The organism is Gryllotalpicola sp. CP2-P1 (assembly GCF_057512245.1).
Genome location: NZ_JBLRDT010000007.1, coordinates 1 through 16,699 on the forward strand (window position 1 = coordinate 1; position 16,699 = coordinate 16,699).

The window sequence follows — 16,699 nt, forward strand, 5'->3', positions numbered from 1 at the left end:
GGAACCCGCTCGCGCCGGCGCGCAGGCCGCCGAAGGCGTACTCGTCGAGGTCGAAGGTGGTCAGCACGAGCACGCGCGTCTCGGGAAGCTCGGCGGTGATCTCGGCGGTTGCGGTGATGCCGTCGGTTCCCGGCATCCGCACGTCCATGAGGACGACGTCGGGGCGGGTGCGGCGCGCAAGCGAGATCGCCTCGCTGCCGTCGGAGGCCTCGCCCACCACCTCGAGATCGGGTTGGGCCTCGAGCACCATGCGGAAGCCCATGCGCACGAGGGACTGGTCGTCGGCGATCGCGACGCGGGTCACGGATTCTCCTCTCTCGGACGAGCCGAGGTCGTGGGCAGCGCGACGGCGAGCAGCCAGCCGGCGCCGCCCGGGTGATGACCCGAGCTGAGGCTACCGCCGAGCGCCGACACGCGCTCCCTCAGGCCGATGAGTCCCCGGCCGGCGCCGACGGATGCGGTCGGCATGCCCGGAAGGCCGTCGTCGTCGACGACGACTCTGATCGGGTCGGATGCCGCGTCGATCACCACGCCGACGCGGGTGGGCCCGTGCGCATAGCGCAGGGCGTTCGTGAGTCCCTCCTGCACGATGCGGTACACCGCGAGGTGGAGGGCCGGCTCAGCGGGAAGCTCCCCGTCGGCGTGCAGTTCGACCGGAAGCCCGAGCTCGCGGAAGCGCTCGACGAGGCGGGGGATGTCGGCAGCGGTCGGCTGCGGCGCGAGGGCGGCCTCTTCGCTCTGGCTGCCGAGCACTCCGAGCATCTGCCGCATGCCGGCCAGTGCCTCGCGCCCCGTGTCGGCGACCTGCTTCATCACGGCCCCGGCGCGTGCGGAATCCGTCTCCGCGATGGCCGCGGAACCTTCTGCGAGCGTGACCATGACGGTCAGCGAGTGTGAGACGACATCGTGCATGTCGCGGGCGATGCGCGCGCGTTCGGCGATCGCGGCGAGCTGCGCCTGCTGGTCCCGCTCGCGCGCGAGCTGGTGGGCGCGGTCGATGAGAGCCGCGAGGTAGCGGCGCCGATTGCCGACGGTGATGCCGATGGCGAGGGCGACGAGCAGCTCGACGGCGTAGGTGGGCATCCACTGCGCGGGCGTGAACGCCCGGCTCGCAGCGAGCGGTGACAGCAGCCAGACGTAGAGGGTCGAGACCGCCTCGAGAATGCCGGCGGCGACCCAGGCAGACGCGTTGGAGCGCCAGACGGCCAGGCTGTAGACGCCGAAGATCGGCAGCACCTCCGACGCGCCGGTGTCGGAGAAGGGCACGGGGATCAGGGCGATGCAGAGAACGGCGAAGGCGAGGATCGGGCGGGTACGCCGCAGCCGGATTCCTGCGCACGACGCCACCACCAGAAGCGCCGCGACGACCGCGCCCCACCGTCCGAGCGCGGTGTGCGAGTCGGTGATGAGAGAGATCAGCGTGATCAGGGTGGGCGGCAGCCCCCAGAAGACGGCGATCAGGCCGTCGGCGAGCTTCTCGTGCCGCGCCCAGAACCGCCGAACGACCCCCGGCTGCCGCGGCAGCCGGAGGTCGTCCTGTGGATCGCTGAGAGTCGTCACGCGGTCGTGCGGTTACGCGTCCCGGCGCTTGATGAGAACGAGCGCGGCGATGCCGACGGCGAGCACCTCGGCGCCGAGCACGCCGAAGCCCTCCCAGCCGTTCAGCGTCACGACGTCGCTGGAGCTCGCCTGGTCGACCTGTGCCCCGCCCGTGGCGGCGCCGGAGGTGTCGCTCGCGAACGCGAACAGCTGGCCGCCTGCATTCGACGGCAGGAAGGCGTTGATGTTCGCGGGCCAGTTCGCGTCGACGAGGCCGCCGACGATGCTGAAGATGATCGGCACGACGAGCAGCAGGCCGAGCGTGATCGCGATGCCGCCCGCGGTCGTGCGCACGATCATGCCGACGCCGAAGGCGAACAGCGCGATGAGGGTGACATAGACGCTCGAGCCGAGCAGCGGCAGGAACACCTTCGAGTCGCCGAGATCGAAGTCGACGCCCTTGCCGGAGAGGATCGGGTGCACGAGCAGTGCCGCCACCCAGGTCGAGATCGCGCTGACGACGAACGCCGCGACCGCGAGCACGATCGCCTTGGCGAACACGGCGCCGAGGCGGCCGGGGTCTGCGGTGAAGGTGCCGCGGATCATGCCCGTGGCGTACTCGCCCGAGATGATGAGGACGCCGAGCACGCCGACGATCAGCGAGGTGAAGTTCACGCCGAGGGTGATGACCTGCACGCCGATGGCGCCGGCCGTGTCGCCGCTCAGGTGCGGGTTCTGCGCATCTCCGAAGCTCCCGACGGAGGCGATCAGCAGCGGGAAGCCGATGTTGAGCACGAACAGAAGCGCGAAGCACCACACGGTCGAGCGGATGCTGCGCAGCTTGATCCATTCGCTGCGAACGAGACGCGGGAAGCTCAGGCGGATGCCCTCGAGACCTGCGTGGGGCGCCGGGGCGGTTGCTGTGGTCACTTGGCCACCTCCGAGTGGTATTCGACTTCGTCCTGGGTCAGTTCGAGATAGGCCTGCTCGAGGCTGGCCTTGACCGGCGTCAGTTCGTGCAGCACGACGCCGGCGCGGGCCGCGGCCTCGCCGATGGCCTGCGCGTTGATGCCGTTGATCGACAGAGAGCCGTCGGGGGTCTGCTGCACCGTCACATCGGGGGAGGCGATCGCACCGGCAAGAAGGTCGGGGGTGGGCGTGCGCACGGTCACCCGCTGACCGGAGGCTCCGGAGAGGATCTCGGCGATCGGGGAGTCCGCGAGCACCTTGCCGCGGCCGAGCACGACGACATGGTCCGCCGTCTGCGCCATCTCGCTCATGAGGTGGCTCGACAGGAACACGGTGCGCCCCTGCGAGGCGAGGTAGCGGGTCAACTGCCGTACCCAGAGGACGCCCTCGGGGTCGAGGCCGTTGACCGGCTCGTCGAGGATCAGCGTCTGCGGGTCGCCGAGCAGCGCGACCGCGATGCCGAGGCGCTGCCCCATGCCGAGCGAGAAGCCGCCGACGCGCTTCTTCGCGACCGACTCGAGGCCCGTCATGTGGATGACCTCGTCGACGCGCGCTGCGGGGATGCCGTGGGTGGCGGCGAGCGCGAGCAGGTGGTTGAAGGCGCTGCGGCCCGTGTGCACCGCCTTCGCCTCGAGCAGGGCTCCGACCTGGCGCAGCGGGTCGCGGAGCTTCACATAGGGGCTGCCGTCGATGGTCACGGACCCGGTGGTCGGCTTGTCGAGCCCCATGATCATGCGCATCGTGGTCGACTTGCCGGCGCCGTTCGGGCCGAGGAACCCGGTGACGATCCCGGGGCGGACGGTGAACGTGATGTCGTCCACCGCAAGCTTGGGTCCGTACCTCTTGCTGAGGTTCTGGATTTCGATCATGGCTTCACCGTATTGAGTGCGGGCCCCGCGGCGCATCAGCCGCGGGGCCCGCTTCGAGGCACGGAGGTCTCAGACTCAGGTACTACTCCGGCTGCTCAGGCATCGGCCGCCTGGACCTTGAGCGCGCGCTCGACGCGAGCGAGGTTCTCGACCACGATGCGCCGCAGCGCGGCGGGCTCGGGGTTGGCGTCGAGCCACGCGCGCGTCGCGTCGGCGAGCTGCTGGTTCGCGAGCGTGAACGGGTACAGCCCGTTGATGAGGCCGGCGGCGATCGCGTAGCTGCGCGTGTCCCAGATGGTGCGCAGGCTGTCGAAGTACTTCTCGACGAACGGCGCGAGCAGCTCGGGGTCGTGGGCGCGCTGGAAGCCGGCGCCCGTCGCGCGCACGATCAGGTTGGGCGCGCCGTCCTGCTCGACGACGGATGCCCATGCCGCGGTCTTCCCCTCGAGGGTGGGCAGCGCCGCGCGGGCGTGCGCCGCCGACTGGTTGCCGCTCGCCGTGTTGTCTGCTGCGAGGGCGGAGTCGATCTCGGCGGTGCCGGCCTTGCCGCCGACGACGAGCGACTGCAGCAGCTCCCAGCCGAGGTCGGTGTCGACGCTGAGGCCGGGCAGGGTGACCGAGCCGTCGCGCAGGCCCGCGACGATCGCGAGCTGCTCGTCGGTGCTCGCCAGCTGGGCGAAGACCTTGACGAACTGGAACTGGGCGTCGCTGCCGGGCTCGGCCTGCTGGGCGAGGGCCCAGACCCCGTCGGCTGCGGCGACCGCGACCGCATCGCGCTTCGCTGGGGCGACGTAGGCGCCGACCGAGAGCACGAGCTGGTTCAGCGCGGTGCGCATCGTCGTCGAGCCCGTCTCTGCGCCGATGTTGTTGAGAACGAGCTGCACGAAGTCGCTCGCCCGGCTCTCCGCGTCGCGCGTGGCATCCCACACGGCGCCCCAGAGGATCGAGCGCGCGAGCTCGCTGTCGATCTTGCCGAGGTGCGCGATGGCGGTCTGCAGGGAGCGCTCATCGAGGCGGATCTTCGCGTAGGCGAGGTCGTCGTCGTTCAGCAGCACCAGGTCGGGCTGCTCGAGGCCGACGAGCTCGGCGACCTCGGTGCGCTCGCCGTCGACGTCGAGCTCGACGCGGTGGGTGCGGGTCAAGGCATCCCCGGCGAGCGTGTAGAAGCCGATCGCGAGGCGGTGCGGGCGGATCGTGGGATAGTCGGGCTCGGCCGACTGCAGCACCGCGAACGAGGCGATCCTGCCGTCGGCATCCGTCTCGATCTCGGGGCGCAGCGTGTTGACGCCCGCGGTCTCGAGCCACTTCGCCGACCAGTCGGCGAGGTCGCGCCCGCTCGTCTTCTCGAGCTCGACGAGCAGGTCGGTGAGCTCGGTGTTCGAGTACTCGTGCTTGACGAAGTACTCGTGCACGCCGGCGAGGAACGCCTCCTGCCCGACCCACGCGACGAGCTGCTTGAGCACCGAGGCGCCCTTGGCGTAGGTGATGCCGTCGAAGTTGACCTGCACGTCCTCGAGGTCGCGGATCGCGGCGACGATGGGGTGCGTCGACGGCAGCTGGTCCTGGTTGTACGCCCACGACTTCTCGGTCGAGGCGAAGGTCGCCCACGCCTCGGTCCACTCGGTCGCCTCGGCGGTCGCGAGGGTCGAGGCGTACTCGGCGAACGACTCGTTGAGCCAGAGGTCGTTCCACCACTTCATGGTGACCAGGTCGCCGAACCACATGTGGGCGAGCTCGTGCAGCACGGTCACGACGCGGCGCTCGCGCACGGCATCCGTCACCTTCGAGCGGAACACGTACGCCTCGGTGTGCGTGACGGCGCCCGCGTTCTCCATCGCGCCGGCGTTGAACTCGGGCACGAACACCTGGTCGTACTTCGCGAACGGGTACGGGTAGCCGAACTTCGACTCGAAGAACGCGAAGCCCTGCTTGGTCTTCTCGAAGATGTAGTCGGCGTCGAGGTAGGGCACGAGCGACTTGCGCGCGTAGACGCCGAGCGGGATCGTGCGCCCGTCCGCCGAGGTGAGCTCGCTCGTCTCGCCCTGGTACGGGCCCGCGATGATCGCGGTGATGTAGGACGACAGCACGGGCGTCGGGTCGAAGACGTAGGTCACCGAGTCCTTCAGGGATTCCCCGTCGATGGGGCCAGAGAAGATCGGCTCGGGCGTGGGGGAGTTGCTGATGACGGTCCAGTCTGAGGGCGTCGTCACCGTGAACTGGAACGTCGCCTTGAGGTCGGGCTGCTCGAACACGGCGAAGACGCGGCGCGAGTCGGGCACCTCGAACTGGGAGTACAGGTAGACCTCGCCGTCGACCGGGTCGACGAAGCGGTGCAGCCCCTCGCCGGTGTTCGTGTAGAGCGCGTCGGCGACCACGATGAGGGTGTTGGATGCCTGCAGCTCAGGCAGCTGGATGCGGACGCCGTCGTTGACCGCGGCCACGTCGAGCTCGACGCCGTTGAGCTTCACGGAGTGCACGGTCTTCGAGATGAAGTCGATGAACGTCGAGGCGCCCGGAGTGCCCGCGAAGGTCACCTTCGTCTCGCTGCGGAACGTCTCGGGGCCCTGCGTGAGGTCGAGCTTGACCTCGTAGGCGTGGGTCTGGACGACCGCCTTGCGTTCGGCGGCTTCGATTCGGGTGAGGTTCTCTCCAGGCATGGGAACCAGCCTAGGGATTAGAGAGGGCCATATCACGACAGCCGGCATCAAGGAGGTCGGCGCGGCGCTCTCACGTGGGCACCCCAGTTCGACTGAGGTAGGCCCGCGGTATGACGCGGCGCGCGGTCAGAACCCGCCTCGCGGGCGATGCGCCGGGCATCCGCGCCGCGAAAAGCTCGACGTCATGCACAACCTCATCGAGGCACGCGGCCTCTTCAAGGACTTCGGGCCCACCCGCGCACTGCGGGGCGTCGGGCTCACCGTGGCTGCGGGCGAAGCCGTCGCCATCATGGGCCCGTCGGGCAGCGGCAAGACCACGCTGCTGCACTGTCTCGCCGGCATCGAAACGCCCGGGGCCGGCCAGGTGCTGTTCTCGCGCGTGGGCGACACGGTCGACGTCGCGGCGCTCAGCGACCGGCGCCGCAGCGAGCTGCGCCGCACGAGCTTCGGCTTCGTGTTCCAGCAGGGGCTGCTGCTGCCCGAGTTGACGGCGGGCGAGAACGTCGCGCTTCCCCTGTTGCTGCTCGGCGCCAGGCGGGCGGATGCCGAGGCCGAGGCTCGTCGCCTTCTCGACCTCCTCGGCATCGGCGACAAGGTGGGTGCGCGCATCGGCGAGCTCTCCGGCGGCCAGCAGCAGCGCGTGGCGATCGCCCGTGCCCAGGCATCCCAGCCCGCCGTCGTCTTCGCGGACGAGCCGACGGGCGCGCTCGATTCCGTGACCTCGGCCGAGGTCATGTCGGCGCTGCTCGCCTCGACGGTCGGGTCGGGGCGAGCCCTCATCGTCGTCACGCACGACGCGAGCGTGGCCGCGCGCTGCGATCGCACGCTGCACATGGCCGACGGCACGATCGTCGAGATGTCGACATCGGTGCGGGCGGGGGATGCGTCGTGACCCTCATGGCTCTCGCCCGGCTGTTCGCGCGGCGCGCCGGCGGTGACGCATCGACCGTCGTGCTGCCCGCCGTGGCCTTCGCCGTCGTGACGCTCTGCACGACGGTCGTGACCGGCGGCGTGTTCGCCTTCTTCACCTTCCCGGGGCAGGGTGGCGCGACCTACCGCATTCTCGCCCTGCTCGCGCTGGTGCTGCTCGTGGTCCCGCTCGCATCTCTCGGCGGCGCCGCTGCGCGCCTCGCCGCACGCCGCCGTGACGAGCGGCTCTCGAGCCTGAGGCTGCTCGGCGCGTCGACGGCACTCGTCTCGGCCCTCACCGTCGTCGAGTCGACGGCCGTCGCGCTGGTGGGCGCCCTCGTCGGCGCGGTCGCGTCGCTCGCCGCGCTGCCGCTGTTCGGCCTGCTGCACTTCGACGGTCGCGCACTGGGGGGCGCGATCTGGCCGCCGGTGTGGGTGTTCTTCGTCGTCGTCGGCGCGGTGGCGGCACTCAGCGCCGTGAGCGCAGCGATCGGCCTGCGCGGTGTCGTGCTGACGCCGCTCGGGGTGCGCACCCGCGTTGCGACCGCGCAGGTGAAGTGGCTGCGTGCCGCGATCGCCTTCGCCGTACTGGTCGTGGCCGTCATGATCTCGAGCTCGCTCAACGCGTTCGCCGGCATCGGCGGGCTGATCCTGGTCGTCGCCGTTCTGCTCGGCGGGTTCGGCGCCGTTCTCGCGGTGCTGGGCCTCGTCGGCCCGCTCGCGCTGCGGCTCTTCGCGCGTCGCTGGCTGACCCGCGCGAAAACCCCTGCGCGGCTCATCGCCGCGCGCACGGTCCTCGACGATGCGAAGGCGGCGTGGCGCCAAGTCGGTGCGCTGTCGATGGTCAGCTTCGTCGGCGTGTTCACCGGAGTCGGGGTCGCGTTCACGCAGGGGACAGGTGATGAGGATGCCGCGACGAGGCTCCTTCTGGCGGACATCCGCACCGGGGTGATCCTCACGCTCGCGATGTCGTTCGCGATGGTCGCGTGCGCGATCGGCGTGAACCAGGCCGCCGGCATCCTCGACCGCCGGGCGCTCTACGTGAGCCTCGACCGGCTCGGCATGCCGGCCGCTGTGATGGACGGGGCGCGCCGCCGTGCCGTGCTCGCGCCGCTGCTCGTCGTCACGATCGGCTCGGCGGTCGCCGCGGCGCTGGTGCTCCTGCCGCTCACCGGGTACGCACTGCTGGTGCAGCCGCTCGGGCTCGCGATCATCGTCGGGTGCCTCGCCCTCGGCATCGGGCTCGTCTGGGCAGGCCTCACGGCGACCAGACCCGTCCTGACGCGGGTGCTCAGCGCGGGCATCCCCGGCACCACGTGACCGATATTCTGAGAGCCATGCGCATCCACATCGCCACGGACCACGCCGGACTCGACCTCAGCCAGAAGATCCAGGCGCACCTGCGCGAGCAGGGTCACGAGGTCGTCGACCACGGGCCGAGCGAGTACGACGCGCTCGACGACTACCCCGCGTTCTGCATCAATGCGGCCCGGGCGGTCGTGAACGACCAGCAGACCGGCACCGAGGCACTCGGCGTCGTCTTCGGCGGCTCGGGCAACGGCGAGCAGATCGCCGCGAACAAGGTGAAGGGCGTGCGCGCCGCGCTCGTGTGGAACGACTCGACCGCGCTGCTGGCCCGGCAGCACAACGACGCCAACGTGATCTCGATCGGCGCCCGCCAGCACACGGAGGACGAGGCGATCCGCTTCATCGACCTGTTCGTGGCCGAGCCGTTCAGCGGCGAAGAGCGCCACGCGCGGCGCATCGCGCAGCTCGCCGAATACGAGCAGACGGGCGACATCGCCGGCAAGGGCGTCGACCACTAATGCCTGAGGGGCACTCCGTCCACCGGATCGCCCGCCAGTTCGCCCGCAACTTCGTGGGCCACCGGGTGGCCGTCTCGAGCCCGCAGGGGCGCTTCGCCGCCGGCGCGAAGATGCTCGACGGCGCCACGATGACGCGCGCGACCGCGGTCGGAAAGCAGATGTTCCTCGAGTTCGACAACGGGCTCTGGCTGCGCGTGCACCTCGGTCTCTACGGCGCGTGGGACTTCGCCGGCGAGATCACGACGGATGCCACGATCAGGTCGGCCGGCGGCCGCATGGGGCAGACGAACCAGCGCGGAACCGAGCTGCCCGAGGCGGCGCCGCTCGAGACCGACCGCGACTACCTCGACGACCGCGACGGCGAGGACTCCATCCGCTCAATCGGCGCTCCTCGGAAGGCGCGGCTGCACATGGCCGAGTCCGAGAAGGAGAACGACGACGCCGACTTCGAGTTCCCGCCGGCGCCCGTCGGCCAGGTGCGGGTGCGCCTGCTGACCGACACGGCGTGCGCCGACCTGCGCGGGCCGACCGCGTGCGAGGCCATCAGCGCGTTCGAGGTGCAGCAGGTCATCGACCGGCTCGGCCCCGACCCGCTCAACGACGACTCTCGAGAGGCCGAGGACCGCGTCGTCGCGGCCATCCGCAAGTCGAACCAGCCGGTGGGTCAGCTGCTGATGGACCAGTCCGTCGTGAGCGGCATCGGCAACGTGTACCGCGCAGAGCTGCTGTTCCGCGCGCGGCTCAACCCGTTCACGCCCGGGAAGAAGGTTCCGGAGGAGACGGCGCGGGCGCTGTGGCGCGACTGGGTGCACCTGCTCGACGTCGGCGTGCGCACCGGCCAGATGATGACGATGGACGGCCTGAGCGGCGAGGCCTATCGCCGGGCCATGGCGAGGCGCGATGATCGCCATTGGGTCTACCACCGCACGGGCGAGCCGTGCCGGGTGTGCGGCACGCCCATCGCGATGACCGAGATGGCGAACCGCAAGCTTTACTGGTGCCCGAAGGACCAGGCCTGATCTAGAGGGGCGGCATCCGATGACAGTGACGTTCAACGGCGCACGACTGCTCGACGGGCGGCTCGTCGACGTCACGGTGACGGGCGGCGTGATCAGCGCGGTGACGCCGGCCGGCGAGGTTCCCACCGTCGGCGATCACATCGAGCTCGACGGCCACGTCCTGATCCCCGGCCTGTGGGACCGGCACACGCACTTCACGCAGTGGGCGCACGCGTCGCGGCGTGTGCAACTCGGCGATGCGCAGTCCGCAGCGGATGCCGCGGCGATGCTCGCGGCACATGCAGACGCCCATCCCGACGGCGACGTCGTCGGGGTCGGCTTCCGCGACGCGCTCTGGCCGGACGTGCCGCATTTCGAGCTGCTCGACGAGGCGCTCGATCACGGCGAGGTCGGCGATTCCGGGGAGCAGCGGCGCGTGGTCGCGATCAGCGCCGACCTGCACACCGTGTGGCTGAACTCTGCGGCTCTCAGGGCGCACGGGTTCTATGAGCACCCGAGCGGGGTGCTGCGCGAGCGCGACGCGTTCGCGGTGATCGACGCGCTCGACGAGGTGCCGGAGAAGGCCGTCGACGGCTGGGCACACGAAGCGGCCGAGGCGGCGGCCGCGCGCGGCGTGGTCGGCGTCGTCGATTTCGAGTGGGGCTTCGCACCCGCGGACTGGCAGCGCCGCTTCGCCGCCGGATTCGACGAGCTGCGCGTCGCCGCCGCGTTCTACCCCGAGCGCTTCGACGACGCCCTCGCGTTCGGCCTCGGCGGGGGAGAGGCCCTCGACACGAGCGGCCTTCTGACACTGGGGCCGCTCAAAGTGATCACCGACGGGTCGCTCAACACGCGCACCGCCTATCTGCGCGAGCCGTATGCCGGCGACGCGGGCCGCAGCCGCGGCCAGCTCACCGTGCCGCCGGAAGAGCTCACCGCACTGCTGCGCCGCGCGGTGCAGGCGGGGCAGACCGCCGCCGTGCACGCCATCGGCGACCACGCGGTGTCGCACGCTCTCGACGCCTTTGCGATCACGGGGGCGCGCGGCTCGGTCGAGCATGCTCAGCTCGTCCTGCCAGAGGATCTGCCCCGCTTCGCCCAACTCGGGGTCACAGCCAGCGTGCAGCCCGAGCACGCGATGGATGACCGCGACATCGCCGAGCGCTACTGGGGAGCGCGCAGCCGCCACGCGTTCCCGCTGCGCGGGCTGCTGGATGCCGGCGCCGCGCTGGCGTTCGGGTCGGACGCCCCTGTGGCGCCGCTAGACCCGTGGCTCGCCATCGCCTCCGCTGTCTTCCGCAGCCGGGGCGACCGCGAGCCGTGGCACGACGAGCAGTCGATCTCCCTCGAGCAGGCGGTGCAGGCATCCGTTCGCTCATCGGTCGCGGTGGGCCAGCCGGCCGACCTCGTGGTGCTCGGCGCAGACCCGCGGCAGGAGGACCCGGTGGCGCTACGCAGCCAGCCGGTCGTCGCGACGATGATCGCCGGGCGCTTCAGTTACGACGCCATCCGCTGAGCCGCGCAGCAGGATGCCGCGCCAGCGGCTGGCGGCCCAGAAGAGCAGCGCGACGACGGTGGCGATGACGACGATGGCGCCGCAGTACAGCGACACGCTGGCGTAGCCGGTCGCCGGGTCCATGAAGGGGTACGGCACCCAGTGGTCCGTGGCCCCGCGCGTGAGCGTGACGCCGAGCCACACGACCGCGTAGGGGAAGATCACCCAGAGCCGCGCGTAGCGCAACGGTGCCCGGTCGCCGACGAGCAGCCAGTCGAGCAGGCAATAGGCAGGCATGACGCCGTGGACGATCGCGTTGGTCCAGGGGATCTCGGGGGTGGTGATCGGCGCGAGCAGCGTCCAATAGACGGTGCCGACGATGAAGATGTAGACGGTGACGGCGCCGCGGGCGTACTCTAGCCAGCGCAGCCGGCGCCCCTGCAGCAGCAGAACGCCGGCGAAGCTCAGCACGAAGCCGGCGGCGAGGTTGTTCTGATTGGTGAAGTAGCCGAACCAGTCCCACGGCCAGACGTCGCCGCCGTGGGCCGCGTCGTAGACGAACGAGCGCGTGACCGCGACGAGCATGAGGGCGCTGAAGAAGAATCGCAGTGCGGCGACGACGTGTTTCACGCCGGCGAGCGTAGCGCGGCCGGCGAGCTGCGCCTGAGCCTCGCTCCGAAACGCACCAGGGCTATGCCGTATGCTGAACAGGCTGCCTTTTTGGCGGCGAGGAACACCCTTCGGGGGCGTAGCTCAATGGTAGAGCCTCAGTCTTCCAAACTGATTACGCGGGTTCGATTCCCGTCGCCCCCTCGCGGTAGCACCGTGCGGATCGCATGCATCCGGGGCGTAGCTCAGCTTGGCTAGAGCGCCCGCTTTGGGGGCGGGAAGTCGCAGGTTCGAATCCTGTCGCCCCGACCACTTGCCGCGCAATATCCCTTGAACAACAGGGTCAAATCCACCTAGGAGAACCACCAGTGCCCACCACGGTCGAACAGCTGAGCCCGACGCGCGTCAAGCTCACCACCACGGTCACGCCGGAGCAGCTGAAGCCCAGCATCACCCACGCTTACGAGCACATCGCCGCCGACGTCACCATCCCCGGCTTCCGCAAGGGCAAGGTCCCGCCCGCGATCATCGACACGCGGGTCGGCAAGGGCGCCGTCCTCGAGCACGCGATCAACGACTCGCTCGACGGTGCCTACCGCGAGGCCGTCACCGAGACCAAGCTGCGGCCGCTCGGCCGCCCCGAGGCCGACATCGTGACGCTGCCCGACGTCAACACCTTCGCCGGCGACCTCGTCGTCACCTTCGAGGTCGACGTGCGCCCCGAGATCACGGTTCCCGCCTACGACAAGCTCGCCATCACCGTCGAGTCGTCCGAGGTCACCGATGCCGATGTCGAAGAGGAACTCGACCGCTTGCGCAGCCGCTTCGGCACGCTCGTCACCGTCGACCGCCCCGCCAAGGCCGGCGACTTCGTGCAGATCAACCTCGAGGCGAAGATCGGCGACGAGATCGTCGACAGCGCCGAGAACATCTCCTACGAGATCGGCTCGGGCGACCTGCTCGAGGGCCTCGACGACGCCCTCGACTCGCTGACCGCCGGCGAAGAGACCACCTTCGCGTCGAAGCTGCTCGGTGGCGACCACGAGGGCGAAGAGGCCGAGATCAGCGTCACGGTGAACTCCGTGAAGGAGCGCGAGCTGCCCGAGGCCGACGACGACTTCGCTCAGATCTCGAGTGAATACGACACGATCGCCGAGCTGCGCGAGGGCCTCAAGTCCGAGGCCGCGAAGTCGAAGACCTTCGCCCAGGGCAACGAGGCACGCAACAAGCTCGTCGACCTGCTGCTCGAGCAGGCCGAGATCCCCGTGCCCGAGGCGGTCATCGAGGACGAGATCCACCGCCACCTCGAGGCCGAGAACCGCCTCGACGACGAGACCCACCGCGCCGAGGTCAAGGAGGCGAGCGAGAAGGCTCTGCGCACGCAGATCCTCTTCGACGAGATCGCCGAGGCCGAGAAGGTCACGGTGAGCCAGAACGAGCTCACGTCCTACCTGGTGCAGGCATCCGCCCAGTACGGCATGGAGCCGAACGAGTTCATCAAGATCCTGGCCGACAACGGCCAGATCCCGCAGATGGTCGGCGAGGTCGCGCGCAGCAAGGCGATCTCGATCGTCCTCGGCAAGGCCGTCGTGACCGACGAGGCCGGCAATGCGGTCGACCTCAGCGAGTTCGCCGCCGTGCAGAACGACGAGGACGACTCCGACATCATCCTGCAGGCCGAGCCGCAGCCCACCGAGGACGAGGCCGTCGAGAGCGCGGCCGAGGCCATCGCCGAGGCGAACAAGCCGGCCAAGAAGGCCAAGAAGTCGTCGAAGAAGGCGGCTGACGAGGCCGACGCCGAGTAGTCGGCGACGACGAGCAACACCGGATGCCGGGGCCGATGGTCCCGGCATCCGTCGTCTCATCGCCCGAATCCCGACACGCCTGCGCCGTGGGCGAACAGCCCCGGCCCCGTGCGTTGGCCACCGATAGATTCGATGAAGTTACTCACTGAAACGGAGCATCACACATGGCCGAACCGACACTGACTCCCAGTGTTTTCGATCGACTGCTGAGGGACCGGATCGTCTGGCTCGGCGAAGAGGTCCGCGATGACAACGCGAACGAGATCGCCGCGAAGCTCCTCCTCCTCGCCGCCGAGGACCCCAAGAAGGACATCTACCTCTACATCAACTCGCCCGGCGGCTCGATCACGGCCGGCATGGCGATCTACGACACCATGCAGTTCGTGCCGAACGACATCGTGACGGTCGGCATCGGCATGGCCGCATCGATGGGGCAGCTGCTTCTCACGGCGGGAACCAAGGGGAAGCGCTACATCACCCCGAACGCACGCGTGCTGCTGCACCAGCCCCACGGCGGCTTCGGTGGAACGGCGAGTGACATCCAGACCCAGGCGCAGCTCATCTCCGACATGAAGAAGCGCCTGTTCCAGATCACCGCCGAGGCGACCGGCAAGACCTTCGAGCAGGTCACCGCCGACGGTGACCGCGACCACTGGTTCAACGCTCAGGAGGCGCTGGAGTACGGCTTCGTCGACCACATCCGCGACACCGCGACCGAGGTCGCGGGCGGCGGCGGCACCGAGCAGCAGGCCTAGGCGCGAGCGAGAGAGAGAAACAAATGGAGACTCCCACCTTTATGGCAGGCGGCAACAGCCTGCAGATGCCGAACTCGCGCTACATCCTGCCGAGCTTCGAGGAGCGCACTGCTTACGGCTACAAGCGGCAAGACCCCTACGCGAAGCTCTTCGAGGACCGCATCATCTTCCTGGGCGTCCAGGTCGACGACGCGAGCGCCGACGACATCATGGCGCAGCTGCTCGTGCTCGAGAGCCAGGACCCCGACCGCGACATCGTCATGTACATCAACTCGCCCGGTGGCTCGTTCACGGCCATGACGGCGATCTACGACACGATGCAGTACATCCGCCCGCAGATCATGACGGTGGTCCTCGGCCAGGCCGCCTCGGCCGCCGCCGTGCTGACCGCCGCGGGCACGCCGGGGAAGCGTCTCGCGCTGCCGAACGCCCGCATCCTGATCCACCAGCCCGCGATCGGCGAGGCGGGCCACGGTCAGGCATCCGACATCGAGATCCAGGCCGCTGAGATCCTGCGCATGCGCACCTGGCTGGAGGAGACGCTGGCGAAGCACTCCAACCGCAGCCAGGAGGAGGTCAACAAGGACATCGACCGCGACAAGATCCTGTCTGCGGCCGAGGCCCTCGACTACGGGCTGATCGACCAGGTGCTGTCGAGCCGCAAGTCGGTTCAGGCGGCCATCGCGCAGTAGCGCGGCGAGTAACACTCCGGGGCCGACATCGCGCAGATCCCTGCCGATGTCGGCCCCTCGCGTTAGGCTCGACGCAAGGCAGCCCGCCCACGTCTGACCGGGACTGTGCTTTTGGAGGAGATAGCGAATGGCACGCATCGGAGAGAGCGCCGACCTGCTCAAGTGTTCGTTCTGCGGAAAGAGCCAGAAGCAGGTCGTGCAGCTGATCGCCGGGCCCGGCGTGTACATCTGCGACGAGTGCGTCGAACTCTGCAACGAGATCATCGAAGAGCGCATGGCCGACGCCGAGGCGGGCACGTCGGGTGAGTTCGAGCTGCCGAAGCCGAAAGAGATCTACAGCTTCCTCGAAGAGTACGTGATCGGCCAAGACGCCGCGAAGAAGGCGCTCGCCGTCGCCGTCTACAACCACTACAAGCGCGTGCGGGCCCGCAACGCCATCGGCCCGGCCGACGTCAAGGCAGACGAGGTCGAGATCGCGAAGTCCAACATCCTGCTGATCGGGCCGACGGGCTGCGGCAAGACCTACCTCGCGCAGACGCTCGCGAAGCGCCTCAACGTCCCGTTCGCAGTGGCCGACGCCACGGCGCTGACCGAGGCGGGCTACGTCGGCGAAGACGTCGAGAACATCCTGCTCAAGCTCATCCAGGCCGCGGATTACGACGTCAAGCGCGCAGAGACCGGCATCATCTACATCGACGAGGTCGACAAGATCGCGCGCAAGGCCGAGAACCCGTCGATCACGAGGGATGTCTCGGGCGAGGGCGTCCAGCAGGCGCTGCTCAAGATCCTCGAGGGCACCGTCGCCTCCGTTCCCCCGCAGGGCGGCCGCAAGCATCCGCACCAGGAATTCATCCAGATCGACACGACGAACGTGCTCTTCATCGTCGCGGGTGCGTTCGCCGGCCTCGAAGAGATCATCTCGGCACGGGCCGGCAAGAAGGGCATCGGCTTCGGCGCACCGCTGCACTCGAAGGGCGATGACCTCAATCTCTTCAGCGAGGTCCTTCCCGAAGACCTGCACAAGTTCGGTCTCATTCCCGAGTTCATCGGGCGCCTTCCCGTCGTCACGACGGTGACGCCGCTCGATCGCGAGGCACTCATCCAGATCCTCACCGTGCCGAAGAACGCGCTGGTGAAGCAGTATCAGCGCATGTTCGAGCTCGACGGCGTCGAGCTGGCGTTCGAGCAGGGCGCCCTCGAGGCGATCGCCGATCTGGCCGTGCTGCGCCAGACCGGCGCCCGCGGCCTGCGCGCCATCATGGAAGAGGTGCTCGGGCCGGTGATGTTCGAGGTCCCCTCGACCGACGAGGTGGCCCGGGTGGTCATCACCCGCGAGTCGGTCGAGTCGAACGCGGCGCCGACGATCGTGCCGCATCGCCCCTCCCGCCGCGAAGAGAAGACCGCCTGATCGCGCAGGGGTCGCGTCTCGCCCTGCGCCGCAGGCGTGCGGCCGATTGCCCGACCATCGTCGGCTGGGTTCCCGATGCCGCGGCGCTCTATCTGTTCGCCGACGCCGCCGACCGCCCCGACGTTCTCGCGATGCGCCGCGCCCTCGACTGATCGCCGCGGCCCCGCA

At 69.4% G+C, this 16,699-nt stretch carries 15 protein-coding genes and 2 tRNA genes; 11 read left to right on the forward strand and 6 right to left on the reverse strand.

Features of this window, described 5'->3' with window-relative positions; genetic code table 11:
• From ACM2XV_RS01245 to pepN, 5 genes are all read right to left on the reverse strand, one after another.
• Nucleotides 1-262, reverse strand: a 262-nt coding sequence (locus tag ACM2XV_RS01245) for a response regulator (protein WP_487025739.1), incomplete at its 3' end; no start/stop codon positions are given.
• A gap of 38 nt (nucleotides 263-300) precedes the next feature.
• Nucleotides 301-1,560, reverse strand: a complete 1,260-nt coding sequence (locus ACM2XV_RS01250; RefSeq protein WP_487025721.1) for a sensor histidine kinase — start codon at nucleotides 1,558-1,560, stop codon at nucleotides 301-303.
• Between the two features lie 12 nt (nucleotides 1,561-1,572).
• On the reverse strand, nucleotides 1,573-2,469 hold the full coding sequence (locus ACM2XV_RS01255) for an ABC transporter permease (protein ID WP_487025722.1): 897 nt from the start codon (nucleotides 2,467-2,469) through the stop codon (nucleotides 1,573-1,575).
• Nucleotides 2,466-3,377, reverse strand: a complete 912-nt coding sequence (locus tag ACM2XV_RS01260; protein WP_487025723.1) for an ABC transporter ATP-binding protein — start codon at nucleotides 3,375-3,377, stop codon at nucleotides 2,466-2,468. Before ACM2XV_RS01260 ends, ACM2XV_RS01255 begins: the two co-directional genes overlap by 4 nt.
• Before the next feature lie 95 nt (nucleotides 3,378-3,472).
• Nucleotides 3,473-6,034: an aminopeptidase N gene (pepN, locus tag ACM2XV_RS01265; protein WP_487025724.1), complete on the reverse strand. Its 2,562-nt coding sequence runs from the start codon at nucleotides 6,032-6,034 to the stop codon at nucleotides 3,473-3,475.
• 184 nt (nucleotides 6,035-6,218) lie between these two features.
• On the opposite strand from pepN, the gene ACM2XV_RS01270 reads away from it, so the two are divergent.
• From ACM2XV_RS01270 to ACM2XV_RS01290, 5 genes are read left to right on the forward strand one after another with little or no spacing between them, the layout of a single operon-like run.
• Nucleotides 6,219-6,926 carry an ABC transporter ATP-binding protein gene (locus tag ACM2XV_RS01270; RefSeq protein WP_487025725.1) on the forward strand — a complete coding sequence of 236 codons (708 nt, stop codon included), beginning with the start codon at nucleotides 6,219-6,221 and terminating at the stop codon, nucleotides 6,924-6,926.
• Between the two features lie 5 nt (nucleotides 6,927-6,931).
• Nucleotides 6,932-8,263: a permease gene (locus ACM2XV_RS01275; RefSeq protein ID WP_487025740.1), complete on the forward strand. Its 1,332-nt coding sequence runs from the start codon at nucleotides 6,932-6,934 to the stop codon at nucleotides 8,261-8,263.
• 17 nt (nucleotides 8,264-8,280) lie between these two features.
• Nucleotides 8,281-8,769 carry a ribose-5-phosphate isomerase gene (locus ACM2XV_RS01280; RefSeq protein ID WP_487025726.1) on the forward strand — a complete coding sequence of 163 codons (489 nt, stop codon included), beginning with the start codon at nucleotides 8,281-8,283 and terminating at the stop codon, nucleotides 8,767-8,769.
• Nucleotides 8,769-9,788 carry an Fpg/Nei family DNA glycosylase gene (locus ACM2XV_RS01285; protein ID WP_487025727.1) on the forward strand — a complete coding sequence of 340 codons (1,020 nt, stop codon included), beginning with the start codon at nucleotides 8,769-8,771 and terminating at the stop codon, nucleotides 9,786-9,788. Before ACM2XV_RS01280 ends, ACM2XV_RS01285 begins: the two co-directional genes overlap by 1 nt.
• Before the next feature lie 19 nt (nucleotides 9,789-9,807).
• Nucleotides 9,808-11,283 (forward strand): amidohydrolase, encoded by a 1,476-nt coding sequence (locus ACM2XV_RS01290; protein ID WP_487025728.1) that lies wholly within the window; start codon nucleotides 9,808-9,810, stop codon nucleotides 11,281-11,283.
• Here the strand turns inward: ACM2XV_RS01290 and ACM2XV_RS01295 are convergent.
• Entirely contained in the window at nucleotides 11,218-11,892 is a 675-nt protein-coding gene (locus ACM2XV_RS01295; RefSeq protein ID WP_487025729.1) for a Pr6Pr family membrane protein, read from the reverse strand. The genes ACM2XV_RS01290 and ACM2XV_RS01295 overlap by 66 nt on opposite strands.
• A gap of 112 nt (nucleotides 11,893-12,004) precedes the next feature.
• Here ACM2XV_RS01295 and ACM2XV_RS01300 point away from each other — a divergent pair.
• The 6 genes from ACM2XV_RS01300 to clpX all read left to right on the forward strand — a co-directional run bounded on the left by ACM2XV_RS01300 (nucleotide 12,005) and on the right by clpX (nucleotide 16,531).
• Nucleotides 12,005-12,075 (forward strand) — tRNA-Gly (locus ACM2XV_RS01300).
• Nucleotides 12,076-12,105: 30 nt separating this feature from the next.
• Nucleotides 12,106-12,183, forward strand: a tRNA-Pro gene (locus ACM2XV_RS01305).
• A 56-nt stretch (nucleotides 12,184-12,239) separates the two neighbouring features.
• On the forward strand, nucleotides 12,240-13,676 hold the full coding sequence (gene tig, locus ACM2XV_RS01310) for a trigger factor (RefSeq protein WP_344777337.1): 1,437 nt from the start codon (nucleotides 12,240-12,242) through the stop codon (nucleotides 13,674-13,676).
• Between the two features lie 164 nt (nucleotides 13,677-13,840).
• Entirely contained in the window at nucleotides 13,841-14,431 is a 591-nt protein-coding gene (locus tag ACM2XV_RS01315; RefSeq protein ID WP_344777339.1) for an ATP-dependent Clp protease proteolytic subunit, read from the forward strand.
• Between the two features lie 23 nt (nucleotides 14,432-14,454).
• Complete coding sequence (locus tag ACM2XV_RS01320; RefSeq protein ID WP_344777341.1) at nucleotides 14,455-15,123, forward strand: ATP-dependent Clp protease proteolytic subunit; 669 nt, start codon at nucleotides 14,455-14,457, stop codon at nucleotides 15,121-15,123.
• A 127-nt stretch (nucleotides 15,124-15,250) separates the two neighbouring features.
• The gene (gene clpX, locus ACM2XV_RS01325) at nucleotides 15,251-16,531 is read left to right on the forward strand and encodes an ATP-dependent Clp protease ATP-binding subunit ClpX (RefSeq protein ID WP_344777343.1); all 1,281 of its coding nucleotides are present in this window, start codon (nucleotides 15,251-15,253) and stop codon (nucleotides 16,529-16,531) included.
• Nucleotides 16,532-16,699: the final 168 nt, after the last annotated feature.